This window comes from Frigoribacterium sp. VKM Ac-2836, from assembly GCF_013248995.1.
Lineage (GTDB): Bacteria > Actinomycetota > Actinomycetes > Actinomycetales > Microbacteriaceae > Frigoribacterium.
On sequence record NZ_JABRPK010000001.1, the window covers coordinates 53,873 to 80,278 of the forward strand.

The window sequence follows — 26,406 nt, forward strand, 5'->3', positions numbered from 1 at the left end:
CGCCACATTCGGTGGTGCGACGTCCACTCGGCGGTGCGACGTCGCCCGCTCCGGCTGGGGCAGGATGGGCAGCATGCCCGCACCCACCGCGTCCCTGCCCACCGCACTCGTCACCGGGGCCTCCGGCGGCATCGGCGCCGAGTTCGCCCGCCGGCTCGCGCCCGACCACGACGTGGTGATCGTGGCACGCAGCGGCGACCGCCTCGAGCAGGTGAGGGCCGAGCTCGTGGCGACCCGCCCCTCCGGATCGTTCACGGCCGTGGTCGCCGACCTCTCGACTCCCGAGGGCGTCGAGACCGTGCTGACCGCCGTCGCCGACCGGGCCATCGACCTGCTCGTCAACAACGCGGGTGTCGGCTCGCACGGCGCATTCGCCGAGGCCGCCCCCGAGGCCCAGCTCGCCCAGGTGCACCTCAACTGTTCGCAGGTCGTCGCGCTGACGCGTGCTCTGCTGCCGGGCATGATCGAGCGCCGTCGCGGCACGGTGGTGAACGTGGCCTCGACGGCCGCGTTCCAGCCGATCCCGACGATGGCGGTCTACGCGGCGTCGAAGGCGTTCGTCCTGTCGTTCAGCGAGGCCCTGCACGCCGAGGTGCGTGGGTCGGGTGTCGTCGTCACGGCGCTCTGCCCCGGCGCGACCGAGACCGGGTTCTTCGCGGCCACGGGCAGCGACTTCTTGACCAGCGGTCGCCAGACGCCCGAGCAGGTGGTCACGACGGCGCTCCGGGCCGTGCGCCGCCGCCGCGCCGTCGTGGTCAGCGGGCTCGGCAACGCGCTCGGCGCCCAGGCGCACCGCTTCCTGCCCCGCCGACTCGTGACCGCGGCCTCGGCCCTGATCGTCCGCCAGCGCTAGATATTCGCCCCGCGTCGCACCACGAATCGAACGTCGAACCGCCCATGTGCGCGGTGCGACGTTCAGCCGGCGGTGCGACGCGACCGATCGCCGGCTGACCGCGCGAGGGCGGCGTCGCGCGCCGCGACGAGCAGGTCGGTCAGCACCGTGCCGGTGGCGCTGCGGTCCTCGGGGTGCCACTGGACGCACCACACCGGTGCCGAGTCGTGCTCGACGGCCTCGACGGTGCCGTCCTCGGCCCAGGCCACGGCCCGCAGTCCGTCGCCCAGCCGGCCCACGGCCTGGTGGTGCGAGCTGCGTACGACCAGCGACGTCGTGCCGAGCATCGACGCGAGCGTGCTGTCGTCGGCGAGGCGGACGGGGTGGTCGACCATGCTGTCCGAGACGTCGTCCGGGTTCACGTGTCCGGGGTGCTCGAGGTGCTGTACGAGGTCGCCGCCGAGCGCGACGTCGACCACCTGCATGCCCCGGCAGATGCCGACCAACGGCAGCCGCGCCTCCACGGACCCGCGCACCACCTCGAACTGCACGCGGTCGGCCTCGGCGAAGGTCTGGCCCCGCCCGGGGTAGTCGACGGGGCCGCCGTAGTGGCTCGGGTCGACGTCCTCGCCGCCGGTGACGAGCACCGCGTCCGCCTCGGTCAGGGCGGCGCGCACGTCACCGAGCCGGTTCGCGGGCACCCGGCGCACCACGAAGCCGACCTGCTCGGCGGCGGCGACCACCGAGGTCGACAGGTCGTCGAGTTCGCGCTCGAAGGCCGGGTCGTCGCGGTGCTCGTCGGTGACGTCGAGGACCAGCAGTTTCAGGAGGCGCGGTGCGGGCGAGTCGCTCATCTCGCCATCCTGGCAGCCCGGCCCCGGCCCCGGCCTCGCTGCCCTGGCAGCGCTGCCCCGGCCTCGCGGCCCGAACCCGAGCCGCTAGTCGGTCCCGTCGATGCCGCCGAGCCGCTCGAGCACGCCGGTGAGGATCGTGCCGGCCGCGTCGGGCAGCACGTGGTGGTTCATGTAGATGGCCTCGAGCCAGGGCAGCACCTCGTCGCGACCCCAGCCGACGGCGTCCCAGTCGACGCCGGGCAGGGCCTTGGTGACGGGCTGGTCGGTCCGCGGGTCGAGCCAGGCCTCGGCGATCGGAACGGCGTCGGACGCGCCCTGCGGCGTCCAGCTCAGCGCGATCGGGTGGTCGTCGCCCTCGATGTGGTCGTGCTCGACGGCACCCGAACCGAGCCACGGCAGGGTGAGCAGCTCGCCCTCGATGTCGACCTCGATCAGGTCGAGCTTGCGGGGCTCCTCGACCTCGCAGACGTAGAGGTCGAAGCCCGCGTCGTGCCAGGCGGCGGCCTCGTCGACCTCGTCGAGCAGGTCGGGCATGCGGCGGTGCAGGTCGACGATCAACCGGGTCGACCACTCGACCAGCGCGCGCGTGTCGGCTACGCCGAACGGGCTGAGGTCGCTGTCGTCGCCGTTCGCGAGGTGGAAGTGGTGCTCGACGGCGCCGGACGGCGTGGTCTCGAGGTGCACCTGCCCGGTCTCGTAGCCGACGTACAGCGCCGTGATCAGGTCGTCGTCGTCGTACTCGGCGTAGAGGTTCGGCTTGCCGAGCGCGGTCGGCAGCGGCGTCTGCGCGGCCGGGCGTTGACCCAGGTCGAGCACGGCACGGAAGTGGGTGGTGGGGAGCCTCAGGCTCATGTCGGTCACGGCGTGGGGTCCAATCGGTTGCTCACGCCAGGGTAGAGGACGAAGCGGCCCGGCCGCAGACGAGGAGGCGCGCTCCGGGACTCCCCGGAGCGCGCCTCCTCGTCTGGTCGGCTACGCGGCGACGGGGCTGCGCTGACCGACGACCGAACCGGCCTGGCCGGCCTCGGCCGAGGCCTCGGTCCCGGCGGCGACACCGCGGCGGACGAACTTCTTGAGCAGGATGAGAACGAGAGCGCTCACCACGGTGCCCGCGAGGATGGCGACGACCCACATGCCGAGCCCGGTGATCGCGAAGAACACGAAGAAGCCGCCGTGGGGGGCCTGCGACGTGACGCCGGCGGCCATCGAGATGGCTCCGGTCACCGCGCCTCCGACCATGCTCGCGGGGATCACGCGCAGCGGGTCGGCCGCGGCGAACGGGATCGCGCCTTCCGAGATGAACGACGCGCCCAGCAGCCAGGCCGCCGTGCCGTTCGAGCGCTCGACCTGCGAGAAGCCCTTGCGGTACAGCACGGTCGACGCGAGGGCCATGGCCAGCGGCGGGACCATGCCGGCACCCATGACGGCGGCCATGATCATCAGCGGGGCGGGGTTGTCGGTGAGCGAGCCCGCCGACAGGCCGGCGACGGCGAACGAGTACGCGACCTTGTTGACCGGACCGCCGAGGTCGATGCACATCATGAGGCCGAGGATGACGCCGAGCACGATCGCGCCGGTGCCGCTCAGACCGTTGAGGAAATCGGTCAGGGCGACGGTGAGGGCGGCGATCGGTCCGCCGAGCACGAGCACGAGCAGACCCGAGGCGAAGATCGAGGCCAGCAGCGGGATGATCACGACGGGCATCAGACCGCGCAACCAGCGGGGTACGTCGGGCTTGCCGATCCAGTAGGCGGCGAAGCCGGCGAGCAGACCACCGACGAGACCGCCGATGAAGCCGGCACCCATGAAGACGGCGACGGCACCGGCGACGAAACCGGGGGCGATGCCCGGTCGATCGGCGATGGCGTAGGCGATGTAACCGGCCAGGGCGGCGACCAGGAAGCCCATCGACAGGTTGCCGATCTGGAACGCGGCGGCACCGAGGAAGTAGATCAGGCCCTCGGGCGGCAGATTGAACAGCGAGTAGTCCGTGAGCACGGTGGCGGCGTTGCCCGCGATCTCGTAGCCCGAGAGCAAGAACCCGAGGGCGAGCAGCAGGCCACCGCCCGCGACGAACGGGATCATGTACGAGACGCCGGTCAGCAGCCAGCGCTTCAGTGACGAACCGAAGCCCTGCTTCTCGCCGGTCGAGCCCGCGGCCGTACCGGCGGCACCGGCGGCCGTGCCGCCCACGCGCACGGCGTTCGGGTCCTTCGCGGCGGCCAGCGCCTCCTTCACCATGGCGTCGGGAGCGTCGACACCCCGCTTGACCGGGCCGCGGACGACGGGCTTGCCCGCGAAGCGGCCCTGGTCGCGCACGTCGACGTCGACCGCGAAGATGACGGCGTCGGCCTCGGCGATGACGGCCGGGTCGAGCGGGGTGACCTTGCCCGAGCCCTGAGGCTCGATCTGCAGGTCGGCGCCCAGGCGCTTCGCGGCGGCGACGAGGGCGTCCGCGGCCATGAAGGTGTGGGCGATGCCCGTGGGGCAGGCCGTGACGCCGACCAGCTTCGGGCGGCGCGCACCGTCGCCCGGGGCGTGGCCGGCGGACGAGGAGGCGCTGGTCGCCGCAGCCGCGGAGGTCGCGGTGGCGCCACGTGTCTCGGCGACCTCGCCGCTGACCTCGTCGTCGACCAGTGTCACGATGTCGGCGGGCGTCTTCGCTGCGCGGAGGGCGGCCGTGAAGTCGTCGCGGATGAGGGCGCGGGCGAGGGTCGAGAGCACCGTCATGTGGTCTCCGTCGGCGCCCTCGGGCACGGCGATCATGAAGACGATGTCGGCGTCGCCGTCGGGGGCACCGAAGCCGACCGTCCGTGCGAGGCGTGAGAAGGCGAGCGTGGGCTCGGTGACCGAGGCCGACCGGGCGTGGGGGATCGCGATGCCGCCGGGGACGCCGGTGCCGACCGAGGCCTCACGGGTGATGGCGTCGTCGGCGAGCGAGTCGGCCGAGCCGGCACGGCCCGAGGCGGCCACGCGGGCGGCCAGGGCCCGGATGACGTCGGTCGACGTGCCGCCCAGGTCTTCGTCGAGACCGACGAGGTCGGTGCTGATGAGGGATGACATGGTGTTCTGCTCCTTGGGGTTGGGCGACGCTGCTCAGAGGTGCCCGACGGCCGCGGGGGCCACCGGGACGACGTCGATGTCGTCAGGGAAGGTCTGGTCGAGGCGGGGGACGATGCTGCCGGGCAGGGCCGCGGCGGCGGCCCCGGACGCGACGGCCTGGGCGAGGCGGGCCGGGGCGGAGGCGCCGGTCGTCTCGGCGAGCAGGTAGCCCGACAGCGACGAGTCGCCGGCGCCCACCGTGCTCAGGGCGGTGACGACGGGGGCGGCGGCGAACCACGACCCCTCGTCGTCGATCAACAGGGCACCCGCGCTGCCCAGGGTCAGCAGCACGGTCTCGACCCCGAGCTCGCGCAGGCGGCGGGCCCCGGCGACCGCCGAGGCCGGGTCGGCCTCGTAGGCCTCGGGGTCGCCGCCGACGATCTCGGCGAGCTCGTCGGCGTTGGGTTTGACCAGGTCGATGCCGACGCCCGACGCGATCAGGGCGGCGAACGGCTCGCCCGACGAGTCGACCGCGATGCGCGGCGAGGCGTCCCCGCAGGAGGCGCGCACGGCCCGGACGACGTCGGCCAGCCAGGTCGTCGGCAGGCCGGGGGGAAGCGAGCCCGCGAGCACCAGCCACGAGGCGAGGGCCGCGTGCTCGACGACGAGGGCGGTGAGTTCGTCCACGTGGGCGCCGAGGTCCGGGCCGAGTTCGTTGATCTTCGTGGTGGTGCCGTCCGGCTCGGTCAGCGTGACGTTGGCCCGGAGGCGCTGCGCGATCGGCAGGTTCACGGTCGGCACCCCGCGCTCGCGCAGAGCGACGAGCACCGGGTCGTCGAGGGCGCCGGGCAACAGGGCGACGGTCTCGGCCCCCGACGCGGCCAGGGCCCGGGACACGTTGACCCCCTTGCCGCCGGGCTCGTCCGTGGTGCTGACCGAGCGCTGCACCGCACCTCGCTGCAGGGTGCCCGGCAGGTCGATCGTGCGGTCGAGCGAGGGATTCGCGGTGACGGTGAGGATCATGCGGGTGCCTCCTGGCAGCGGTGCGGTGTCGTGCCACGAGGGGCGGGGCGGCGGGGTGCTCACGCGACGATCACCTCGACGTCGGCGAGCTCGAGCGCGTCGCCCAGGTCGGAGGCGGGGGGCGCGTCGGTGACCACGGTGTCGATCTCGGCCAGGCGTGCGAACCGGACCAGCGCCTCCTCGCCGTGTTTGGTCTGGTCGACCACGGCGACGACGCGGCGGCCGGCTCGGACGTAGGCCGACTTGACGGCCCCTTCGAACTCGTCGGGGGTGGACAGGCCGAAGCCGGCGCTGAGGCCGTTCGCGCCGACGAAGACGATGTCGGGGCGCAGGGCCTGGATCTGCTCGACGGTGCTCGTGCCGACGGCGGCGCTGGTCAGGCCGCGGACGCGCCCGCCGAGCAGGTGCAGATCGACGTGGGGGCTGTGCTGCAGCAGGGCCGCGATCGGGACGGCGTTCGTGATGACGGTGAGGACGGTGCCGGGCGTCGCCGGGGTCCAACGGGCGAGCTCGGCGGCGACCGCGGCCGTGGTGGTGCCGGCGTCGAGGGCGATCGATCCCGTGAAGGTCGGGGGCACGAGGTGGGCGGCGGCCTGGGCGACCGAGGTCTTCTCGGGGCTGTGTCGGGTCTCGCGTTCGCTGAGGCTGAGCTCGCTGACGCTGGAGCGACCGGCGGTGACGGCACCGCCGTGCACGCGCTGCAGCAGGCCCGCCTGCTCGAGGGCGTCCAGGTCGCGGCGGACCGTCTCGGCCGTGACGTCGAGACGCTGGGCGAGGTCGCTGACCGACACCCGACCGGCCGAGCGCAGGGCTTCGGCGATCGACTCGTGTCGTTCGGTGGCGTACATGCGACCTCCTCGTCGTCTCGCGGTGTTGCCGGCTCGTGCTGTCGGCACCTGTGCTGCTGGCGCCCGTGCTGCCGACGCCTGATCGGCGTCCTCGCGTGCCGGTGGGCCGACTGTACGTGGCTTCCACAGAGAAAACAAGACAAAAGCAGAAAAACGAAGAAGAACGCAGATCGTGCACGGGCGTGGCCGACCATGTCCGCAATGCGCACTTTCGGCGATCTGGCTAGTTCATCTAGCTATCCACCTGCCACAGTGATGCATGTACCGGTTCACGGCGGTACGGGCACCGACTTCACGGGCGGTGCCGCAGGTTCCTCAGGTGGCGCAGGGTCATCAGAAATGAGCAGAACATGAACATCAGCAGCACCTCCCTCCAGGGCCTCGGTCACGAGCAGCTCGTCTCCCTCGTCCGGGGAACCGTCGGCTCGGCGCGGCCCTCGGCCTCTCGTCCGACCACGGCTCGAGTCGACGCCGGTCTCTACCGTCGCGACCCCCGCGTCCCGGCCGTCCGCATCGAGACCTACCCCCGTCGTCGTCGGGCTCGCGTCGCGGCATCCGCCCTCGCCGCCCCGATCTCGGCGGCCGTGTCGGCCGTCGCCCGGGTCGACGAGCCCACCTACGCCGACTTCCTCGCGGCCGCCCCGGCCCACGCGATGTCGGCCTGAGGCAGGCACGATGACCTTCGCGCAGCGCATCCTCGCCGATCAGGTCGGCGACCACGTGTCGTACTTCGACACCGCCCTCGACGACACCGACGACCTCGACTGAACGGCCCGACCATGAACTCTTCGCTTCCCTCGCTCGACACCCTCGTCCACCCCGACCTGCACGACTACGTCACCGACCGCTACCCCTTCGTGGCGGGTCCGGTCGACGACGACCAGGTCTGATCCCTCCGGGCCTCGGCCCGGTGCACGACTTCGGACGGGCTGACGCCCGGCCCGTCGACGGTGCGTACCAGCGACCCGCAGCGCGGGACGCCGACGAGCACCCCACGAGAACCCCCTCGCCCCACGGTGAGGGGGTTCTCGCGCGTGGACCGCGAGGCCCCGGGAGGCACGGTTCCGGTCAGCTGGTGACTAACGCCTCAGGTGGTTCTAGGCGTGGTCAGGGGGCGGCGTGACGCCCGACGCGGGCCGGGACCGGCGCGACCGCCTCCGGGGCGCGACCCGACACGGCCGCCGCGACCGCCGCCTCCCGCGTCTCGTACATCGTCGGCAGGTCGTGACCGCCCTCGGCCGTCTCGTAGCTCTGCAGCTCGATCTCGGCCAGGCGGGCGAACTCGGCCAGCTTGTCGGACGAGACGCTCTTGGCCTTGCGGGGACGCGTGTTGTGCAGGCAGAACGTACCGATCGCCTCGCCCGTGGACGAGTGGATCGGGTGCCCGGCGTAGAAGTAGCCGTGGTTGAGGTCGAGGTAGGGGTTGTCCTTGAACCGGTCGTCCTTGCGGGCGTCCTCGACGATCACGGGGGCGTCGGCCGCCACGGTCACGTCGCAGAACGTGAGCTCGCGGGGGATCGACACGGGCAGCAGCTCGGTGTTGACGGCGTAGTAGAGCTTCGAGCCGTCGAGCAGCGAGACGACGGCGACGTCGACGCCGAACTCCTTCTCGGCGCGGCGGGCCAGGTCCTGCAGGGTGTCCGACCCGCCCGTGCTCGCGAGTTCGACGAGCGTCTCGGCGCCCGACCACTCGAAGGTGGGCTCGGGCAGCACCCGGCGCGGACGGGCAGGAGGCGCGGTGTCGGTCGACGGAGCCGGCGCGGGTTCCGGCGCGGGCGGCCGGACCGCCTCGGCCCGGACGGCCTCGAGCCGTGCGGCTTCGGCCCGGACGGCCTCGAGCCGTGCGGCTTCGAGTCGGGCCGCTTCGAGTCGGGCCGCGATCGGGTCGACGGCCGCGGGGGCGGTCGCCGGGGGCACCGGGCTCGTCGCCCCCGTGGGCGCCGGCGCCGCCACGGACGCCGCGAGTCGCGCCACCTCGAGCTGCGCGGCGACGCGCTCGGGCACCACCGGAACCACCGAGGTGCGTCCGATGTGCTCCACGGTCTCACCGCGGCGCACCACGTCGAGGATCGGGGCGACCCGGTCGGCGACCACGGCACCCCACTGCCGGTACATCGTCTCGCAGCCGTGCGGTCGGCCCGGCTGGAGCTCGCCGGCCGGCAGGCGGAAGTACGAGGTGGACGGGTGCTGTGACGCGATCCGCTCGGTGATCTCGTTCATGCGGGCCGCGTGCCGTTCGGCGACCGACCCGAAGGGGTTGTCGAACCGCGTCACCGAGCGCACGGGCTGCACGCCGACCAGCACGATGCGGGCGGTCGGATGGACGCGGCGCGTGAGGTCGGTGACGAGCCTCGTGACGTCGCGCTGCCAGCCGTCGAGCGGGGTGAGCATGACGGCGTCGTTGAGCCCGAGCATCACGACGACCGTGTCGTACAGGCTGAGGTCGTGGTCGCCGATCCACGAGCGGGCCGAGCCGGCGTTCATCATCTCGTCACCGATGTAGTCGACCGAGCAGGCCCGACCGGTGCTCTTCGAGGTCTCTTTCGCGATCTGTCCGGTGAGCGCCTGCTCGTGACTCGTCACGCCGAACCCGTGGGTCGGGCCCGTGCCGATCAGCAGCACGGTGTCGGGATCGGGGGAGTCGGCCCGGTACGTCGGCCGGCCGCGAGGTGAGGGCACGTGCCGCGAGCGAGAGAGGGTCCACAGGTAGAACAGGCGCATGGCGGGGCGCAATCGTTCGTAGCTTCGCGTCGGGTGCGCGGGTGTGTCGACCGTCCTGGTCACGTGATGCTCCTCGGGTGTCTCGCGGTGTGTCGTCCCCCCGTCCCAGGCTAGGCAGCGGTCCGAAGCCGGGCTGCCCCCAATGCGGGTCGACGGTGGCCCCCCTTCTGGTCTCAGGCCCGGCCGGCCCCCGGGTCCGAGGCGTTCCGCGCGAACCTGGACGCCGGAGGCGCGGGGCGAGCAGGCTGGAGGGCGTGACCACCGCAGACAGCACGGCCCCCGACGACGACCACGGCTCCGTCGCCACCGCCCTCGAGCTCGTGGCGGACGAGGTCGACGCCGCCGTCTCGGCGGTGCTCGACGCCGACGCCGGAGGGGACGACTCGTCCGACACGTCCGGTCAGCTCGACGCCTTCGCCGACCTGATCGACGACGCCGAACGGGTCTTCGTCCACGGAGCCGGCCGTTCGGGTCTCGCCCTGCGGATGACCGCGATGCGACTCATGCACCTCGGCCTCGAGGTGCACGTCGTCGGCGAGGTCACGACGCCCGCCATCGCCGACGGTGACGTGCTGCTCACCGCGAGCGGGTCGGGCACCACGTCCGGCATCGTCGCGGCGGCCCGCACGGCCGTCGACGCCGGGGCCCGGGTGGCCGCGATCACGACCGCCGCCGACTCGCCGCTGGCCGACCTGGCCGAAGCCGTGCTCGTCGTGCCCGCCGCCGACAAGCAGGACCGCTCGGGCGCCGCGTCGGCGCAGTACGCCGGCGGGCTGTTCGAGCAGACGGTCGTGCTGCTCGGCGACGCCGTGTTCCACGCCCTCTGGAAGCGCTCCGGTGCCGATGCCGACGAGCTCTGGCCCCGGCACGCCAACCTCGAGTAGCCCTCCCGCGCCTCCGCACCACCTGCTGAACGACGCACCGTCGAGAAGGGCGGTGCGTCGTTCCGTTCGTGGTGCGCGCGATCCTGTGGACAACCGTCGCGGCGGCCCGAGGCTCTGCCACGGTGGCGGAGTGACCGAACGACCTCTCCCACCGCTCGTGCGGGTGTCCTCGATCGGCAACCAGAGCCGGGAGGCAGCCGGCCTCCGACGCCGTGCCGCGCGAGGTGAGGTGCGGGCGATCGCCACCGGGACGTACGTCGAGTCGTCCGCCTGGTCCGAGTTGACTCCCCGGCGACGGCACGTGCTGCGGGCTCGCGCCGTGGTCGACCGTCTCGACCCGGGTGTCGTCGTCTCGCACCGTTCGGCGGCCGCGGTGCACGACGTCCCCGTGATCGGTGACTGGCCTGAGCGGGTGCACGTCATCGACCCTCGACGGCGCTCGGCCCAGACCACGACGGGTGTCGTCCGTCACGCGGCGCCGCTCGCCCCCCACGAGGTGCGGGTCGCCCACGACCTGCGGGTGACGTCCGCGGCACGCACCGCCCTCGACCTCGCCCTCACGTCGTCGTTCCGTGATGCCGTGGTCGCCGTCGACGGGGTCTTGCACAGGGGTTCGGCGACTCGCGGCGAACTGCTCGCCGGTCTCGACGCTCGGTCGACGGCTCGCGGATGCGTCGGAGCCCGTCGGGCGCTGGACTTTGCCGAGGCCGGGTCGGAATCGGCCGGCGAGTCCTGGTGCCGTGTGCTGTTGAGGCAGCTGGGGGCCCCCGGGCCCGTTCTGCAGAAAGCGTTCCCCTGGGCTCGGGGGCGCGACATCGTCGACTTCTGGTGGCCCGAGTTCGGCGTCGTGCTCGAGTTCGACGGTGTCTCGAAGTACACGAAAGCACGCTGGCTCAGGGGGAGGTCGCCGCAGCAGGTCGTCGTGGACGAGAAGGTCCGAGAGGACCGCATCCGTGACCGGCCGGAGGTCAGGGGCTTCGGTCGCACCGTCTGGGCCGAACTCGAGCGACCGGAACTGCTCCGGGCGGAGCTCATCCGGGTCGGACTCCCGCTCCGCACCATGCGGTGAGCGTGGAACCACCGGCATGCGTGGTGCGACGTCGAGTCCGTGGTGCGACCTCGGTGCTGGTGCGGGTGCGGGGTGCGGGTGCGTCGGGGCGACGTTTTACCCGCGTGAAACAATTCGTATACAAAACTAGGGCGTGCGGCGGGATTGTATGCAATCTGCGCTGCGCAGACCGATACCACCTGAGCATCGGAGGCCCGATGGCCCGCCCACCCCGCCCGACCCGCGCCGCGACCGCGCCCGGCGCCGCGACCGCGCCCGGCGCCGCGACCGCGAGTGCACCCGCCGGCCGTCGCCGGCTGCACCGAGCTCTCGTGCTGCCGGCCCTCGCCGCCGCCGCGACGTTCGCGCTCGCGGCCTGCGTCCCCCAGCAGCCCGCGGGCACCAACCCGCCCGACAAGACCGACGTCACCACGGCACCCGTCGGCGACAGGACGATCGTCGAGGGCGGCGACCTCGTCATGGCGCTCTCGGCCGAGCCGGACGCCCTCGACCCCACGACGTCCTCGTCGCTCTACACGCGGTACGTCATGGAGACGGTCTGCCAGAAGCTGTACGACATCGACGCCGACGGTGATCTGGTGCCGTTGCTGGCGACCGAGTTGCCGACGCTCTCGGACGGCGGGCTGACGGTCGACATCCCCGTGCGGACCGACGCCGTGTTCGCCGACGGCACTCCGCTCGACGCCGACGCCGTGGTCACGACGCTGCGTCGCCACCTCGACAAGCCCGACTCGTCCCGGGCCAGCGAGCTCGGTCCGGTCACCGGGGTCGAGGCGCGGGGCGCCGACACGGTGCGCCTGACCTACGAGCGTCCCTTCGCGCCGCTCACCGCGGCCCTCGCCGACCGCGCCGGCATGATCATGTCGCCGACGGCGCTCGAGGCCGAGGGGGACGACTTCGGGGACGCCCCGGTCTGCGTCGGCCCGTACAAGTTCGTCGACCGCGTGCCGCAGACCTCGATCTCGGTCGAGCGGGACCCGCTCTACTACGACGCCGAGGACGTCCACCTCGACACCATCACGTACCGCATCATCACCGACGCCAGCATCCGGGCCGCCAACGTCCGCGCGGGTGACGTCCAGGTCGCGGACTCGATGTCGACCATGGACGTCGACGCGCTGATGGCCGACGACGGTCTCACGGTGCTGCAGGTCGGCTCGTTCGGTTACCAGGGCGTGACGGTGAACATCGGCAACCAGGACGGCGTCGGCACGGACCCCGTGCAGCTCGACACCCCGCTGGCGAGCGACGTGCGCGTCCGGCAGGCGCTGGCCATGTCGATCGACCGCGACTCGCTCGTGCAGAGTGTCTTCGGAGGGTGGAACGACACCGCCTGCTCGCCCATCCCGCCCAGCAGTCCCTTCGTCACGCCCGCCAGCGAGGCCTGCCCGGCGTACGACCCCGAGGGGGCGAAGCGCCTCCTCGAGGAGGCCGGCGTGACGCTGCCCTACGAGATCGAGATGCAGGCCAGCAACAACGCGGACACGCTCCGCGTCGTGCAGGCGCTGCAGGCCCAGGTCGCCGAGGGCGGGTTCCGCCTGTCGATCACGCCGGTCGAGTACTCGACCCTGCTCGACGTGCAGTCGCGTGGTGACTTCGACGCGCTACAGCTCGGCTGGTCGGGCCGCGTCGACCCGAACGGCAACATGGTCAACTTCTTGCGCACCGGGGGTGGCAACAACTACTCGGGCTACAGCAACCCCCGGGTCGACGAGCTGCTGGCCGATGCCGCCGCGACCGTCGACGTCGACGAGCGCGCCGCGCTCTACGGCGAGGCCGTGACGCAGGTGCAAGAAGACGAACCGCTGATCTATCTGTATCGAACCCGGAGCCTGACCGCGCTGACGAACGAGGTCGCCGGGGTGTCCACCTACGCCGACGGCGTCGTACGTCTCAGCAACGCCGCGTTCGTCGAAGGGGAGTGACCCGATGACCCGTTACCTGCTCACCCGACTCTGGCAGTCGGCCGTCACGCTGGTGATCGCCTCGATCGTCGTGTTCTGGGGCGTGCGTCAGCTGCCCGGGGACCCGGCCCTGGCCCTCGCCGGAGAAGAGGCGACGCCCGAGCGCGTCGCAGCCATCCGGGCCGACCTCGGCCTCGACGACTCACTGCTCGTCCAGTACGGCCGCTTCGTCGGCAACTTCGTCCGTGGCGATCTCGGCGAGTCCACCCGGACCGGCACCCCGGTCACCGAGTTGATCGGCGCCACCCTGCCGGTCACGCTGTGGCTCGCCCTCTACGCGATCGTCGTCGCCGTCGTCGTGGGCGTCGCCCTCGGTGTCGTGGCCGAGCGCTACCGCGGTCGCTGGCCCGAGTGGATGGCCAACGCCGCCGCCCTGGTCGGCCTCTCGGTGCCCAACTTCTGGCTCGGCATCCTCGCCATCCTCTGGCTGGCGGCCGGTCTCGGACTGTTCCCGGCGTCGGGCTACGTGCCCGTGGCCGAGAACCCGGCGAGCGCGTTCTACCACCTGACCCTGCCCGCCGTGATCCTCGGCACGAGCCTCGCCGCCGTCATCATGCGGCAGACCCGGGCCTCGATGATCGAGACGATGAAGACCGACTACGTGCGCACGGCACGGGCCAAGGGTCTCGGTAGGGGCCGGGTGCTGATGCGGTACGGCCTGCGCAACTCGATGATCGTGGTCGTGACGATCGTCGGCCTGCAGCTCGGCGGCCTCATCTCGGGCGCCGTGGTCACCGAGCGCATCTTCGCGCTTCCGGGCTTCGGCAAGCTCACGCTCGACTCGGTGTTCACCCGTGACTACCCGGTGATCCAGGCCGTGGTGCTGATCATCACCGTCGGCTACATCGTGATCAACCTGGCGGTGGACGTCCTGTACTCCGTCATCAACCCGCGCATCAGGGTAGGAGGCGCATCGTGACCGTCATCGAGACACCCACCACCGCAGGGGCGGGACTCGGCTCGGGACGCGGACGCGTCTGGCGTGGCCTCGTCCGCAACAAGCTCGGCGTCACGGGCGGCGTCATGCTGCTCGTCGTCCTCGTCGCCGGCCTCGCCGCGCCGCTCATCGCCCCGTACGACCCGACCCGGGTGAACTTCGACCTGCCGTTCCAGGTGCCCGGAACGGTCGGCTACGTGCTCGGCACCGACGACCTCGGCCGCGACATCCTCTCGCGCACGGTCTACGGCATCCGCGTCTCGCTGCAGGTCGGCGTGCTCTCGGTGCTGCTGGCCGTCGTGGTCGGCACGCCGCTGGGTCTGCTGGCCGGCTACTGGCGCTGGCTCGACGGCGTCATCTCGCGACTCACCGACGTCATGCTGGCGTTCCCGTTCTTGATCATCGCCGTCGCGCTCGCCGCGATCAGCGGTCCGAGCCTGACGAACGCCGTGGTCGCCCTCGGCATCGCCCAGGTGCCGACGATGATCCGTGTGGTGCGGGGCGAGACCCTGCGCATCAAGTCGACCGACTTCGTCCTCGCCGCGACGACGATGGACGCGACGGGCCTGCGGGTGATCTTCCAGCACGTGCTGCCGAACTGCGTCTCGGCGATCATCGTGCAGGCCACGGTCATCATGCCGGTCGCCGTGATCGGCGAGGCCCTGCTGTCGTTCCTCGGGCTGGGCATCCAGCCGCCGACGGCCAGTCTGGGCATCATGCTCAGCGACGCGCAGCAGTACCTGGCGAAGGCGCCGTTCGCGGCCGTCGTGCCGGGTCTCGCGATCGCCGTGATCTGCCTGGGCTTCAACCTGTTCGGCGACGCCCTGCGCGACGCCCTCGACCCCACCGCCAGCGACCGGAAGTGACCCCCTCGTGACCTACACCACCCCCGACGAGTTCGTCACCCGCCCCGACCTGCACGGCACCTTCGGCATGACGTCGTCGACGCACTGGCTGGCGACGGCCTCGGCCCAGTCGGTCCTCGAGCGCGGCGGCAACGCGTTCGACGCGGCCGTGGCGGGCGCCTTCGTGCTGCACGTCGTCGAGCCGCACCTCAACGGCCCCGGCGGCGACCTCACCGCCATCTACGCGACGGCCGAGGCCCCCGACGCCCCGACGGTGCTCGTCGGCCAGGGCCCTGCCCCGGCCGCGGCGACCCGCGAGCACTACCTGGCCGAGGGCCTCGAGCTCGTTCCCGGGTCGGGGGCCCTCGCCGCCGCCGTCCCCGGTGCCGTCGACGCCTGGCTCAAGCTGCTGGCCGAGCACGGCACCTGGGCGTTGGCCGACGTCCTCGCCTACGCGATCGCCTACGCCCGCGACGGTCATCCGATCGTGGCGCGCGTGGCGACCACCATCGAGACGGTCGCCGGCCTCTTCACCGAGCACTGGCCCACCTCGGCCGCCCAGTGGATGCCCGGCGGCGAGGTGCCGCGCGAGGGCGACCTGCTGACCAACCCGGCCTACGCGGCCGTCCTCGACGAGCTGGTCGCGGCCGGGGAGGCCCTCGGGCCGGACGCGAGCCGCGAGGCGAAGATCGAGGAGGCGCGGGTCGAGTGGGGCAGCGGGCACGTCGCGCAGGCGATCGACGCGTTCGTCCGCACTCCGCACCGTCATTCGTCGGGCACCGACCACGCGGGCGTCATCACGGCCGCCGACCTGGCCGCCTTCCGCGCCACGACCGAACCGGCGACCACCGTCGAGTTCCGGGGGCACACCGTCGCCAAGACCGGTGCCTGGGGTCAGGGGCCCGCGCTGCTGCAGGTGCTGGCCCTGCTCGAGCCGCTCGGGGACGAGCTGCTCGACCCCTCGACCGCCGACGGGGCCCACACGATCGTCGAGGCGCAGAAGCTCGCCATGGCCGACCGCGAGGCCTGGTACGGCCCCGGCGACGTGCCCCTCGACACCCTCTTGTCCGCGGCCTACGCCGAGGAGCGCCGGGCACTGATCGGCGAGCGGGCGGCGCACGAGCTGCGACCCGGCGACGTCCCCGGGCGCGAGCCGTTCGCCCTGCCCACGATGCGCACCGAGTACCTCCCGCCCGCCCTCGGCGAGGCACCCGTCGGCGTCGGCGAGCCCACGGTCGCCGCACCCGCCGCGCGCGCCGCGACGACCTCGGCCGCATCGAGGGTGCCCGTCGCGCCGGCCGAGGACGCCTCGCCGACCGGCACCGCGCCTCCTGCCGACCGCCTGGCCGAGCCGTTCACCGAGCCGACCGGCGAGACGAGGGGCGACACCTGTCACCTCGACGTCGTCGACCGCTGGGGCAACGTCGTCTCGGCGACCCCGTCGGGTGGCTGGTTGCAGTCCTCACCGACCATCCCCGAGCTCGGTTTCTGCCTCGGCAGCCGGCTGCAGATGTCGTGGCTCGACGAGGGCACGGCCTCGACGCTCGAACCCGGAACGCGCCCGCGCACCACGCTGACGCCCACGCTCGTGCTGAAGGACGGCGAGCCCGTGGTCGCTCTGGGCTCGCCCGGCGGCGACCAGCAGGACCAGTGGCAGTTGCTCTACCTGCTGCGCACGATCGTCGGCGGCTACACGCCGCAGCAGGCGATCGACGCCCCGGCCCTGCACACCACGTCGTTCCCCGGCAGCTTCTGGCCGCGCACCTGGGAGCCCGGAGGCGTCGTGGTCGAGGACCGCCTCGGCGACGAGGTCATCGACGCCCTGGTCGCCCGCGGCCACGTCGTCACCCGCGCCGGCGACTGGTCCCTGGGCCGACTGTCGAGCGTCTCGCGAGACCCCGAGACCGGCGTGCTCTCCGCCGCCGCCAACCCCCGAGGAGCCCAGGCCTATGCCGCAGGACGCTGAGAACACCATTTCCCCGCTGCTGAGCGTGCGCGACCTGCGCGTCTCGTTCGGCGACACCCCTGCGGTGCACGGCGTCGACCTCGACGTCCTGCCGGGCGAGCGGGTGGCGATCGTCGGCCAGTCCGGCTCGGGAAAATCGACGGTGGTCGCGGCCATCCTGCGACTGCTGCCCGGTGCCGGCCACATCACGGGCGGCTCGATCGAGCTCGCCGATCCCGACGGGGGCACCCTCGACCTCGCGCAGGCGACCGAGGTACCGATGCGCCGTGTGCGAGGCGCCCGCATCGGTCTCGTGCCGCAGGACCCGTCGACCAACCTGAACCCCTCGATGAAGGTCGGCGCGCAGATCGCCGACGCGTTGCACGCCCACGGCCTGCGCGGCCACGACGAGGTGCAGCGTCGTGTCGTCGCCCTGATGACCGAGGCGGGCATCCCCGAGGCCGAGCGCCGGGCGGGGCAGTTCCCGCACGAGTTCTCGGGCGGCATGCGTCAGCGCGTGCTGATCGCGATCGCCCTGGCGCGCGAGCCGCAGCTGCTGATCGCCGACGAGCCCACCAGCGCGCTCGACGTGACGGTGCAACGGCAGATCCTCAACCACCTGCAGACCCTGGTCGAGAGCCGGGGGACGTCCTTGCTCTTCATCACGCACGACCTCGGACTCGCCGCCGACCGCACCGACCGCATCGTCGTGATGCTCGAGGGGCGCGTCGTCGAGCAGGGCACCCCCGAGCAGATCCTGCGTCGCCCGCAGCACGAGTACACGAAGCGCCTCGTCGCGGCCGCGCCGACCCTGGCCTCGGCCACCGCCCTGCGTCGCGGCGAGACCGTCCTCGACGAGGGGGTCGGAGCCGAGGAGGCGCGGGTCGACCCGATCCTGACCGTCACCGACCTGGTCAAGGAGTTCCGCCTCCGTGGTCGCCGTGGCGAGCAGGTGCGGGCGGTCGACCACGTCTCGTTCGAGGTGCCGCGCGGCACCACCACGGCGATCGTCGGTGAGTCCGGGTCGGGCAAGACGACCGTCGCCCGCATCGTGCTCGGCCTCGAGTCGGCCACGAGCGGGTCGGCCCTGATCGACGGCGAGAGCATCACGGTGAGCCGTGGTGCGTCGCGTCGCGCGCTGCGTCGCCGGGTGCAGCCCGTCTTCCAGGACCCCTACGGGTCGCTCGATCCCTCGTACAGCGTCGAGCGGCTGATCGACGAGCCGTTGCGCATCTTCGGTGTCGGCGACCGCGCCTCCCGCCGGCAGCGCGTCGCCGAGCTGCTCGACCAGGTGGCCCTGCCGCGGTCGGTCGCACAGAGCCGGCCGAACGAGCTGTCGGGCGGGCAGCGGCAGCGCGTGGCCATCGCCCGGGCGCTCGCGCTCGAGCCCGAGCTGTTGATCTGCGACGAGGCGGTCTCGGCCCTCGACGTGCTCGTCCAGGAGCAGATCCTCGACCTGCTCGGCGACCTGCAGCGCCGGCTCGGCCTGAGCTACCTGTTCATCACCCACGACCTCGCGGTCGTGCGGCAGATCGCCCACGACGTGGTGGTGATGCGCAAGGGTGCCGTGGTCGAGCGCGGTAGCGTCGACGACATCTTCTTGTCGCCTCGTGCCGAGTACACGACCGAACTGTTGGGAGCCATCCCCGGTGCCAGCCTCGCCCTGTGAGGGCCCGTCGCCCGTGGTCCTCGTCGACGCCCTGCGTCGCGAGATCGTCGAGGGCACCCTCGTGCCGGGGACGCGCATCACCGAGGCCTCGGTCGCCCGCCGCCACGGGGTCTCGCGCGTCCCGGTGCGAGAGGCGTTGCGGGCCCTCGAGGCCGAGGGCTTCGTCGAGTCGACGCCGAACGTGGGCAGCCGGGTCGCGGCGATCCCGGTCGACGAGGCCGACGACCTCTTCGCCGTGCGCGAGGCCCTCGAGATCTCGACGGCGCGGCGGGCTGCCCTGCGGGCGCGCGGACTCTTCGGCGAGCCGCGTCCGCCCGAGGACTGGTGGCGTACCCGGCGCATGCTGGGGCAGCTGCTCGACGACGGGGACGCCGCCGTCGAGGCCGGCGACCTCGACCGTCTGGTCGAGCTCAACGACCGCTTCCACGTCGGCGTGGCGCATCTGAGCGGCAGCGCGACCCTGGCGACCCTGCTGCGGCAGCTGTCGAACAAGATCGAGTGGCTCTACGCGCTCGACACCTTCTCGCGGGGCAAACGGCTGTGGCCGGACCACCGCCGCATCCTGGCGGCGATCGACGCCGGTGACGAGGCACGGGCCGCCGAGCTGATGGGCTGGCACGTGCGCGAGTCGCGCATCGGGTTCCTCGCCCGCTCCGAACCGGCCGACCGGGTGGCCGACCTGCGGGCCACGCCGCCCGCCCTGCCGCCCACGATCCAGACGCCCACCATCCCGACGCCCACGATCCCGACGGCCTGACCCGCGCCTCCCGGGCTCACCGCCAGCGGCACGTGCACCGGCTGCACGTTCCCAGGCATCGGTCGGCGATCCTGCTTACTGTTCTCGGTCATGGACGAACCTCCCTCTCACATGCCCTGGCCTCTCCCACGCCTGACCGCTCGCGCGGTCGTCACAGACGGGGAGGGGCGACATGAATGACTGGGTCATGGTCGGCATCGGCCTCGTGCTCACCGTCGGCACCGGCTTCTTCGTCGCGTCCGAGTTCTCGCTGGTCAACCTCGACCGCAACGAGCTGGAGGCGCGGCGTGACCGGGGCGAGAAACGCCTCGGCCCCACGATCAAGGCGTTGCGCATCACCTCGACGCACCTCTCCGGTGCGCAGCTCGGCATCACGCTCACCACGTTGCTGACCGGGTACACCTTCGAGCCCGCCATCAGCTCGATGCTGAGCGGCCCGCTCGGTTCCTTCGGCGTGCCCGCGGCGGTCGTGCCGGTCGTCGGCAGCATCGCGGGCATCGTTCTCGCCACGCTCTTCTCGATGGTGGTCGGCGAGCTCGTGCCGAAGAACTTCGCCCTCGCTTTGCCGCTGGCCACCGCGAAGTTCGTCGTGCCGTTCCAGGCGGCGTTCACGACCGTCTTCAAACCCCTCATCCTGCTCTTCAACAACACCGCGAACGCCGCCATCCGCGCCATGGGCATCGAGCCGAAAGAAGAGCTGTCGGGTGCCCGCTCGGCCGAAGAGCTGAGCTCGCTCGTGCGCCGATCGGCGCTCGAGGGGCAGCTCGACCAGGACCACGCGACCCTGTTGGGGCGCACCCTGCGTTTCTCGCAGCGCGACGCCTCCGAGGTGATGACGCCGCGCGTGCGCATGACGACCATCGCCTCCACCGGCACGGCCGCCGACATCGTCGAGGCCGCCTTGGCCTCGGGGTTCTCCCGGTTCCCGGTGATCGGTGACGACAGCGACGACATCGTCGGCGTCGTGCACGTGAAGCACGCGTTCGCCGTCCCGCTTGCCGAACGCGCCTCCGTCGCCTCGACCTCGCTGATGCAGGAGGCGCGCTTCGTGCCCGAGAGCATGGGCACCGATTCGCTGCTCGGCCTGTTGCGCCACGGTGGGCTGCAGATGGCGGTCGTCCGTGACGAGTTCGGTGGTACCGCGGGGCTCGTCACGCTCGAGGACGTCGTCGAGGAGCTCGTGGGCGAGCTCGAGGACGAGCACGACCGCGCTCGCGTGGGCATCGTGCGCCAGGCCGGCACCGTCCTCTTCGACGGTGCCCTCCGGCCCGACGAGTTGGCCGACCGGGCCGGCATCCGCGTGCCCGACGACGGTGACTACGAGACCGTGGCCGGGTTCGTGATCGACCGGCTCGACCGCCTGCCCGAGGTGGGCGACGAGGTCGCCCTCGAGAGCGGCAGCGGCAGCCTGCGGGTCGAACGCGTCGCGAACGGACGCCTCGAGCGCCTGCGGTTCGTGCCCGCCCCACCGGCCGACGGTCTCGACGCCGTCGCGCCCACCACCGAGCACGACCGCGTGGTCGCCTCGCTGACCGAAGGGGTGACCCGATGAACGAGTACCTGCCCGGCATCCTCTGGCTCGTCGTGCTGCTGATCGTCAACGGCTTCTTCGTCGGCGCCGAGTTCGCCGTCATCTCGGCCCGCCGTTCGCAGATCGAACCGCGCGCCGAAGCCGGAAGCAAGGCCGCCAAGAAGACCCTCTGGGCGATGGAGCACGCGACGCTGATGCTGGCCACCAGCCAGTTGGGCATCACCGTCTGCTCGTTGGTCATCTTGAACGTCTCGGAGCCGGCGATCCACCACCTGCTCGAGATCCCGCTCGGTCTCACCAGCCTCTCGGCCGAGGCCATCGGCGTGGTCGCCTTCGTCGTGGCGCTCGTCCTCGTGACCTTCTTGCACGTCGTCGTCGGCGAGATGATCCCGAAGAACCTCTCGTTCTCGGTGCCCGATCGGGCGGCGCTCATCCTGGCACCCCCGCTGGTCTTCGTGGCCACCGTCTTCAAGCCGGTCATCTGGTCGCTCAACGCCGTCGCCAACGGCGTGCTGAGGGTGTTCGGGGTGCAACCAAAGGACGAGGCGACGAGCTCGTACACCCTCGACGAGGTCGCGACGATCGTGCAGCAGTCGACGCGCGAAGGGACGCTCATGGACTCGTCGGGCACCCTGTCGGCGGCCTTCGAGTTCACGACCCGCAAGGTGCGAGACGTCGAGGTGCCCCTCGACGAGATGGTGCACCTCGCGCCGGGGTCGACCCCGGCCGACGTGCAGCGGGCCGTGACGGCTCGGGGGTACTCGCGGTACGTGCTCACCGACGGTGACGGTCAGCCCACGGGCTACCTGCACCTGAAGGACGTCATGGACCTCACCGACGACGAGGCGTTCGAGGCGCCCGTGCCCGAGAAGCGCATCAGGCGCCTGGGCGCCGTGGGGCGCGACACCGACCTCGAGGACGCCCTGGCCTCGATGCGTCGGGTCGGTGCGCACGTGGCCCGTTCCGTCTCGCCCGAGGGCGTGACGACGGGGGTGCTGTTCTTGGAGGACATCATCGAAGAACTCGTCGGCGAAGTGGACGACGTCACCGCGGTCTGACGGGCCCGGGCCCGGCCCGGCGTCCTCGTCCCCTCAGGCGACGGGGTCTCGGCCGGGCAGGGCGTGCAACTGCTGTGCGGCGAGTTCGGCCGCCAGGGGGTCGCCGGCTTCGGTCGCCTCGCGAAGGGCGACGAACGCGGCGGCCATCGACTCCCAGTGCAGCACCTGGACGATGTCGGGCACGCGCAGCTTGTAGGCGAGGCCGTCGGTGACGTCGGTGCAGAGCTTGACCAGGGCGGCGTTGCCGCAATGGTCGACGTAGGTCGTGAAGAGAGCGATGCCGTGGGCGTTGAGGGCCGGGCCGTCCTCGCGGTCGAGGTCGGACAGGCAGACGTCGATCATGCGGACGATCTCTCGCGTGACACCGGCCGACAGGCGTGGCACGGCCAGGCGGGCCGCGCCTCCGAACAACACGCCGAGGGTCTGCACCGCCTCGACGGCCTCGTCGGCGTTGGGCATCGCGACCTTCGTGTAGCGGTTCGGAGCCATCTCGACGAGGCCGGCGCGGACCAGGTCGCCGAGGGCCTCGCGGATCGGCGTGCGTGAGACCTGGAGCCACGCGATCAGCTCGTCGTCGTGCAGGCGTTCGCCGGGCTCGAGCGTGCCGTCGATGATCGCGTCACGGATGCGGGTGCGGACCGTGTCGCGCAGCAGCTGTCGCTCGGCAGCGGGGGGAGTGGCGGGAACGGGCATGCGGCCTCCTGGATGATCGTGGTCGAGTGCTCGGCCAGAACTCTATCCGAGAAACGCCACATTTTGCCCATTGGGCACCGAAGGCGACATGTGTGATTCCCGCGATCGCATACGAGACCACCGAACGACGAAGCCCCGCCTCCTCGACGGGGGCGGGGCTTGTCGATCCGGGTCGGTTCTCTTACTTCGTGGTGACCGGGGCCGCCACGGGCACGTGCTGCGAGGCGACCTCGACGCCGTGCGCGTCCCGCAGGGTCGTCAGGGTCCGCTCGATCTCGTCGTCTCGCTGCTCGGTCGTCCAGCCGAGCGAGGCGGCCATGACGTCCGCGATCTCGGTGAGCAGCTCTATGGTGACGCCGCCGACGAACGCGAGGTTCGTGCGGCGCAAGACGACGTCGGCGAGGTGGACGGCGTCCTCGTGCTCGGCGAAGTAGGCGATCTCGGCGGTGGTCAGCGTGGGATCGGCCTCGAGAGGCTGCGACGGCTGGTCGAGCAGGACCTCGATGACCTCGGAGGCGCGGGTGCCGTAGCGGGTCAGCAGGCGGTCGACCTGGTCGCGGTCGAGCCCGTCCGTGTGCGCCGCCACCCAGGTGGTGCGGGCGCCCTCGGTCGTCGGGAATCCCTTGCCCCCGCCGATGGCCATGCCGGTCGTGTCGACGGACCGCTTCACGCCCAGCTTGGTCGTCGCCTCGGTCGAGAGGTGGGCCGACAGGGCGCGGAAGGTCGTCCACTTGCCGCCGACGAGGCTGAGGACGGTCGTGCCGGGCAGCTCGGCGACCTCGGTCTCGACGATGCGGTAGTCACGCGACACGAAGCCGGCGGCGAGGTCGTCGTGCTTCGGCAGCGGGCGGACGCCCGAGTAGCGGTAGACGATGTGGTCACGGCTGAGCTCGATGTCGGGGTAGACGTGCTTGACCAGGTCGAAGAAGTAGTGCACCTCTTCTTCCGTGCAGACGGCGGGCTCCGCCATGTCCGCCTCGAGATCGGTCGTGCCGATGAGCACGCGGCCCTTGAGCGGGTAGATCAGGACGATCCGGCCGTCGTTGTTCTCGAAGAAGATCTCGCGACCGTTCGTGGCCTCGAGCAGCTCGGGGCTGTCGACGACGATGTGCGACCCCTTGGTGCCGCCCATGTACTGCGACTCGGCGCCGAAGGCCTTGTTGGTGAGGTCGGTCCAGGGGCCCGACGCGTTGACGACCACGTCGGCCGTGACCGTGAACTCGGTGCCGCTCACGACGTCACGGAGGGTCACCCCGCCCTCGGAGGTGCCGACGGCTTCGAGGTAGTTGGCGCTGCGAGCGTTGTCGCCCGCCGCGAGGCCGTCCTTCAGCACGTCGAGCGCGAGGCGCTCGGGCTCGTGCACCGACGCGTCGTAGTAGGTGCCCGTGTACTTGAGCGCCTTGTTGAGGTGGGGCATCTCGGCGAGTGCCTTCTTGCGCCCGAGGAACCTGTGACGCGGAACCGATCCGCCGTCGCGGGAGAACGAGTCGTACATCGTCATGCCGACCTTGATCAGCAGCGCGCCGCGCTCTTTCGTGGAGCGCTGCTTGTGCGTGAGCATGCGCAACGGGGCGTTCATGATGCCGCTGAACGTCGAGAAGATCGGCATCGTGGTCTGCAGGGGCTTGACGTAGTGCGGAGCGATCTTGAGCAGACCGTTGCGCTCCTCGACGCTCTCGCGGACGAGGCGGAACTCGCCGTTCTCGAGGTAGCGGATGCCACCGTGGATCATGTGCGACGAGGCGGCGGAGGCGCCCGAGGCGTAGTCGGCACGCTCGACGAGCACGACGTCGACCCCCTGGAGGGCGAGGTCGCGGAAGGTCGCGATGCCGTTGATGCCACCGCCCACGACGAGCACCTGTGCCGTCGGGCGGTCGACGATGCGCTGCACGTTGGGACGGATCGAGTCTGTCTTCTTCGACATGGTCACTGCTTCTTTCGAGATGCGATGTCTGGTGGTGGTGACCGACTCGTCCTGCGGGCCGGTAGATTCATGGTCGTCCCGATGCACACACGGTGCAACGGATCTGCACGAACGTGCAAGGAGGTCTCGTTGGCCGTCGGCGATCAGTCGGAACGCACGCAGGAAGCCCTGCGCGCCGCGCATCTGTACTACATGCAGGACCTCACGATGGAGGCGATCGCGCATGAGCTGCAGACGTCCCGCTCGTCGGTCTCGCGCCTCCTCAAGTCCGCTCGCGAGACGGGACTCGTCGACATCCAGATCAAGTCCCCGCTCGACCAGCCGACCGCCGTGGGCGAGGGGCTGCACCGGCGGTTCGGCGTGGTCGCCCACGTCGTCCCCGTGCCCGACCAGACGGGTGACGTCGACCGGCTCGACCGGGTCGCGCTCTCGGCTGCACGAACGCTCACCCAGTACGTCGACTCGAACATGGTCGTCGGGGTCGCCTGGGGCTCGACCGTCAGCGCGGTCAGCCGGTACCTGGTGCCCAAGACGACGCACAACACCGTCTTCGTGCAGTTGAACGGGGCGGCCAACACCCGCACGACGGGCATCGAGTACGCCAGCGAGATCCTCCGGCGCTTCGGCCACGCGTACGGCGCCCTGATCCAGCAGTTCCCCGTGCCGGCGTTCTTCGACGACCCCGGCACGAAGCGGGCGCTGTGGCGGGAGCGCAGCACCCGTCGCGTCCTCTCGCTGCAGGGTGCCATGGACCTCGTCGTCTTCGGCGTCGGATCGCGCGAGGCGCACGTGCCCAGCCACGTCTACTCGGGCGGCTACCTCGAGCAGAGCGACCACGAGAGCCTGGTCCACGACCACGTGGTGGGTGACGTCGCGACCGTGTTCTTCCGCGAGGACGGCTCGTCGGCCGACATCGAGCTCAACCAGCGCGCCACGGGCCCCGACCTGGCGACCATCCGGCGCACGCCGCGTCGCGTCTGCGTCGTCGCGGGCGAGGCGAAGGTGGCCAGCGTCCGGGGTGCGCTCGCCGCGGGCCTGGTCACCGACCTCATCCTCGACGAGGGGACGGCCAGGGCCCTCCTGGCCAGCTGAGGACGGAGGCGCGGGCGGGGTACAGCGGGCCAGCCGCGACCCAGCCCGGACGCGTAGACGGGACGGGTAGCACACCGGGCCCTCGACGGGCCCCGAGAGGAGCATCACCATGGCCAGCACCGAACTCACCGGACGCCGCGTTCTCGCGATCGTCACCAACTACGGCGTCGAGCAGGACGAACTCGTCGTCCCCGTCGCGAAGCTGCGCGACCAGGGCGCGACCGTCGTCGTGGCCGGCGTCTCCACCGAGCCGATCGGGACGCTCGTCGGCGACAAGGACCCGGGCGAGACCGTCCGCCCCGACACCACGATCGCCGAGGTCGACGCCGCGGACCACGACCTCCTGCTCGTGCCCGGCGGCACCATCAACGCCGACACCCTCCGCACCGAGGGTGACGCGGTCGACCTGATCAAGGCCTTCGCCGCGGCAGGCAAGCCGATCGCCGCCATCTGCCACGGACCGTGGGCCCTCATCGAGGCGGGGCTCGTCCAGGGCAAGGAGCTGACGTCCTTCGCGTCGCTGCAGACCGACGTCCGCAACGCCGGTGGCACCTGGGTCGACCGCTCGGTCGTGACGGACGTCGAGCAGGGCTTCACGCTCATCACCTCGCGTGACCCCGACGACCTCGACGACTTCGTCCGCGAAGCGTCGACGGCCCTCGCCGCGACGGCCTGACCGGACGACCCCCGGCCCGGCGCGTCGGTCCACCTCGGTGGG

The 26,406-nt window shown here is 71.8% G+C and carries 22 protein-coding genes; 14 read left to right on the forward strand and 8 right to left on the reverse strand.

Features of this window, described 5'->3' with window-relative positions:
• Positions 1-73: 73 nt before the first annotated feature.
• Positions 74-853: an SDR family oxidoreductase gene (locus tag HRF36_RS00295; protein WP_173204583.1), complete on the forward strand. Its 780-nt coding sequence runs from the start codon at positions 74-76 to the stop codon at positions 851-853.
• A 62-nt stretch (positions 854-915) separates the two neighbouring features.
• Here the strand turns inward: HRF36_RS00295 and HRF36_RS00300 are convergent, their stop codons facing one another.
• The 5 genes from HRF36_RS00300 to HRF36_RS00320 form a co-directional block, all read right to left on the reverse strand.
• The gene (locus HRF36_RS00300; RefSeq protein WP_173204586.1) at positions 916-1,686 is read right to left on the reverse strand and encodes a gamma-glutamyl-gamma-aminobutyrate hydrolase family protein; all 771 of its coding nucleotides are present in this window, start codon (positions 1,684-1,686) and stop codon (positions 916-918) included.
• Between the two features lie 84 nt (positions 1,687-1,770).
• A complete protein-coding gene (locus tag HRF36_RS00305) occupies positions 1,771-2,547 on the reverse strand; it encodes a hypothetical protein (RefSeq protein WP_217270839.1) in 777 nt (258 codons plus the stop codon).
• A 111-nt stretch (positions 2,548-2,658) separates the two neighbouring features.
• Entirely contained in the window at positions 2,659-4,749 is a 2,091-nt protein-coding gene (locus tag HRF36_RS00310; RefSeq protein WP_173204590.1) for a fructose-specific PTS transporter subunit EIIC, read from the reverse strand.
• A 33-nt stretch (positions 4,750-4,782) separates the two neighbouring features.
• On the reverse strand, positions 4,783-5,751 hold the full coding sequence (locus tag HRF36_RS00315; protein ID WP_173207700.1) for a 1-phosphofructokinase family hexose kinase: 969 nt from the start codon (positions 5,749-5,751) through the stop codon (positions 4,783-4,785).
• A gap of 59 nt (positions 5,752-5,810) precedes the next feature.
• Complete coding sequence (locus tag HRF36_RS00320) at positions 5,811-6,599, reverse strand: DeoR/GlpR family DNA-binding transcription regulator (RefSeq protein ID WP_173204592.1); 789 nt, start codon at positions 6,597-6,599, stop codon at positions 5,811-5,813.
• Between the two features lie 350 nt (positions 6,600-6,949).
• Between HRF36_RS00320 and HRF36_RS00325 the strand changes: the two genes are divergently transcribed.
• Positions 6,950-7,264: a hypothetical protein gene (locus tag HRF36_RS00325; protein WP_173204594.1), complete on the forward strand. Its 315-nt coding sequence runs from the start codon at positions 6,950-6,952 to the stop codon at positions 7,262-7,264.
• Positions 7,265-7,706: 442 nt separating this feature from the next.
• Here the strand turns inward: HRF36_RS00325 and HRF36_RS16160 are convergent, their stop codons facing one another.
• Positions 7,707-9,383, reverse strand: coding sequence for a GAF domain-containing protein (locus tag HRF36_RS16160; RefSeq protein ID WP_173204596.1), 1,677 nt, complete (start codon positions 9,381-9,383; stop codon positions 7,707-7,709).
• Between the two features lie 191 nt (positions 9,384-9,574).
• Between HRF36_RS16160 and hxlB the strand changes: the two genes are divergently transcribed.
• The 10 genes from hxlB (at position 9,575) to HRF36_RS00380 (ending at position 21,979) form a co-directional block, all read left to right on the forward strand.
• Positions 9,575-10,204, forward strand: coding sequence for a 6-phospho-3-hexuloisomerase (gene hxlB / locus HRF36_RS00335; RefSeq protein ID WP_371739931.1), 630 nt, complete (start codon positions 9,575-9,577; stop codon positions 10,202-10,204).
• A gap of 130 nt (positions 10,205-10,334) precedes the next feature.
• Positions 10,335-11,273 carry a hypothetical protein gene (locus tag HRF36_RS00340; protein ID WP_173204598.1) on the forward strand — a complete coding sequence of 313 codons (939 nt, stop codon included), beginning with the start codon at positions 10,335-10,337 and terminating at the stop codon, positions 11,271-11,273.
• Positions 11,274-11,470: 197 nt separating this feature from the next.
• A complete protein-coding gene (locus tag HRF36_RS00345; RefSeq protein ID WP_173204600.1) occupies positions 11,471-13,198 on the forward strand; it encodes an ABC transporter substrate-binding protein in 1,728 nt (575 codons plus the stop codon).
• 4 nt (positions 13,199-13,202) lie between these two features.
• Positions 13,203-14,156, forward strand: a complete 954-nt coding sequence (locus tag HRF36_RS00350; protein WP_173204602.1) for an ABC transporter permease — start codon at positions 13,203-13,205, stop codon at positions 14,154-14,156.
• Complete coding sequence (locus tag HRF36_RS16165; RefSeq protein ID WP_371739932.1) at positions 14,153-15,040, forward strand: ABC transporter permease; 888 nt, start codon at positions 14,153-14,155, stop codon at positions 15,038-15,040. Before HRF36_RS00350 ends, HRF36_RS16165 begins: the two co-directional genes overlap by 4 nt.
• 7 nt (positions 15,041-15,047) lie before the next feature.
• On the forward strand, positions 15,048-16,985 hold the full coding sequence (locus HRF36_RS00360; protein WP_371739933.1) for a gamma-glutamyltransferase family protein: 1,938 nt from the start codon (positions 15,048-15,050) through the stop codon (positions 16,983-16,985).
• The gene (locus HRF36_RS00365) at positions 16,969-18,633 is read left to right on the forward strand and encodes an ABC transporter ATP-binding protein (protein WP_173204604.1); all 1,665 of its coding nucleotides are present in this window, start codon (positions 16,969-16,971) and stop codon (positions 18,631-18,633) included. The genes HRF36_RS00360 and HRF36_RS00365 overlap by 17 nt, the downstream gene beginning before the upstream one ends.
• 13 nt (positions 18,634-18,646) lie before the next feature.
• Entirely contained in the window at positions 18,647-19,390 is a 744-nt protein-coding gene (locus HRF36_RS00370; protein WP_371739934.1) for a GntR family transcriptional regulator, read from the forward strand.
• 172 nt (positions 19,391-19,562) lie between these two features.
• Positions 19,563-20,942: a hemolysin family protein gene (locus HRF36_RS00375; RefSeq protein ID WP_173204606.1), complete on the forward strand. Its 1,380-nt coding sequence runs from the start codon at positions 19,563-19,565 to the stop codon at positions 20,940-20,942.
• Positions 20,939-21,979 carry a hemolysin family protein gene (locus tag HRF36_RS00380; protein ID WP_173204609.1) on the forward strand — a complete coding sequence of 347 codons (1,041 nt, stop codon included), beginning with the start codon at positions 20,939-20,941 and terminating at the stop codon, positions 21,977-21,979. Before HRF36_RS00375 ends, HRF36_RS00380 begins: the two co-directional genes overlap by 4 nt.
• A gap of 33 nt (positions 21,980-22,012) precedes the next feature.
• Here the strand turns inward: HRF36_RS00380 and HRF36_RS00385 are convergent, their stop codons facing one another.
• Positions 22,013-22,672 carry a GntR family transcriptional regulator gene (locus tag HRF36_RS00385; RefSeq protein ID WP_173204610.1) on the reverse strand — a complete coding sequence of 220 codons (660 nt, stop codon included), beginning with the start codon at positions 22,670-22,672 and terminating at the stop codon, positions 22,013-22,015.
• Positions 22,673-22,853: 181 nt separating this feature from the next.
• On the reverse strand, positions 22,854-24,596 hold the full coding sequence (locus tag HRF36_RS00390) for a glycerol-3-phosphate dehydrogenase/oxidase (RefSeq protein ID WP_173204613.1): 1,743 nt from the start codon (positions 24,594-24,596) through the stop codon (positions 22,854-22,856).
• Between the two features lie 192 nt (positions 24,597-24,788).
• Between HRF36_RS00390 and HRF36_RS00395 the strand changes: the two genes are divergently transcribed.
• Positions 24,789-25,688 carry a sugar-binding transcriptional regulator gene (locus HRF36_RS00395; protein WP_254281009.1) on the forward strand — a complete coding sequence of 300 codons (900 nt, stop codon included), beginning with the start codon at positions 24,789-24,791 and terminating at the stop codon, positions 25,686-25,688.
• Positions 25,689-25,797: 109 nt separating this feature from the next.
• On the forward strand, positions 25,798-26,364 hold the full coding sequence (locus HRF36_RS00400; RefSeq protein ID WP_173204618.1) for a type 1 glutamine amidotransferase domain-containing protein: 567 nt from the start codon (positions 25,798-25,800) through the stop codon (positions 26,362-26,364).
• Positions 26,365-26,406: the final 42 nt, after the last annotated feature.

Coding starts and splice junctions, on each gene's coding strand:
- HRF36_RS00295 (WP_173204583.1), top strand. CDS start 74: ATGCCCGCACCCACCGCGTCCCTGCCCACCGCACTCGTCACCGGGGCC.
- HRF36_RS00300 (WP_173204586.1), bottom strand. CDS start 1,686: ATGAGCGACTCGCCCGCACCGCGCCTCCTGAAACTGCTGGTCCTCGAC.
- HRF36_RS00310 (WP_173204590.1), bottom strand. CDS start 4,749: ATGTCATCCCTCATCAGCACCGACCTCGTCGGTCTCGACGAAGACCTG.
- HRF36_RS00315 (WP_173207700.1), bottom strand. CDS start 5,751: ATGATCCTCACCGTCACCGCGAATCCCTCGCTCGACCGCACGATCGAC.
- HRF36_RS00320 (WP_173204592.1), bottom strand. CDS start 6,599: ATGTACGCCACCGAACGACACGAGTCGATCGCCGAAGCCCTGCGCTCG.
- HRF36_RS00325 (WP_173204594.1), top strand. CDS start 6,950: ATGAACATCAGCAGCACCTCCCTCCAGGGCCTCGGTCACGAGCAGCTC.
- HRF36_RS00345 (WP_173204600.1), top strand. CDS start 11,471: ATGGCCCGCCCACCCCGCCCGACCCGCGCCGCGACCGCGCCCGGCGCC.
- HRF36_RS00350 (WP_173204602.1), top strand. CDS start 13,203: ATGACCCGTTACCTGCTCACCCGACTCTGGCAGTCGGCCGTCACGCTG.
- HRF36_RS00365 (WP_173204604.1), top strand. CDS start 16,969: ATGCCGCAGGACGCTGAGAACACCATTTCCCCGCTGCTGAGCGTGCGC.
- HRF36_RS00375 (WP_173204606.1), top strand. CDS start 19,563: ATGAATGACTGGGTCATGGTCGGCATCGGCCTCGTGCTCACCGTCGGC.
- HRF36_RS00380 (WP_173204609.1), top strand. CDS start 20,939: ATGAACGAGTACCTGCCCGGCATCCTCTGGCTCGTCGTGCTGCTGATC.
- HRF36_RS00385 (WP_173204610.1), bottom strand. CDS start 22,672: ATGCCCGTTCCCGCCACTCCCCCCGCTGCCGAGCGACAGCTGCTGCGC.
- HRF36_RS00390 (WP_173204613.1), bottom strand. CDS start 24,596: ATGTCGAAGAAGACAGACTCGATCCGTCCCAACGTGCAGCGCATCGTC.
- HRF36_RS00395 (WP_254281009.1), top strand. CDS start 24,789: ATGCAGGACCTCACGATGGAGGCGATCGCGCATGAGCTGCAGACGTCC.
- HRF36_RS00400 (WP_173204618.1), top strand. CDS start 25,798: ATGGCCAGCACCGAACTCACCGGACGCCGCGTTCTCGCGATCGTCACC.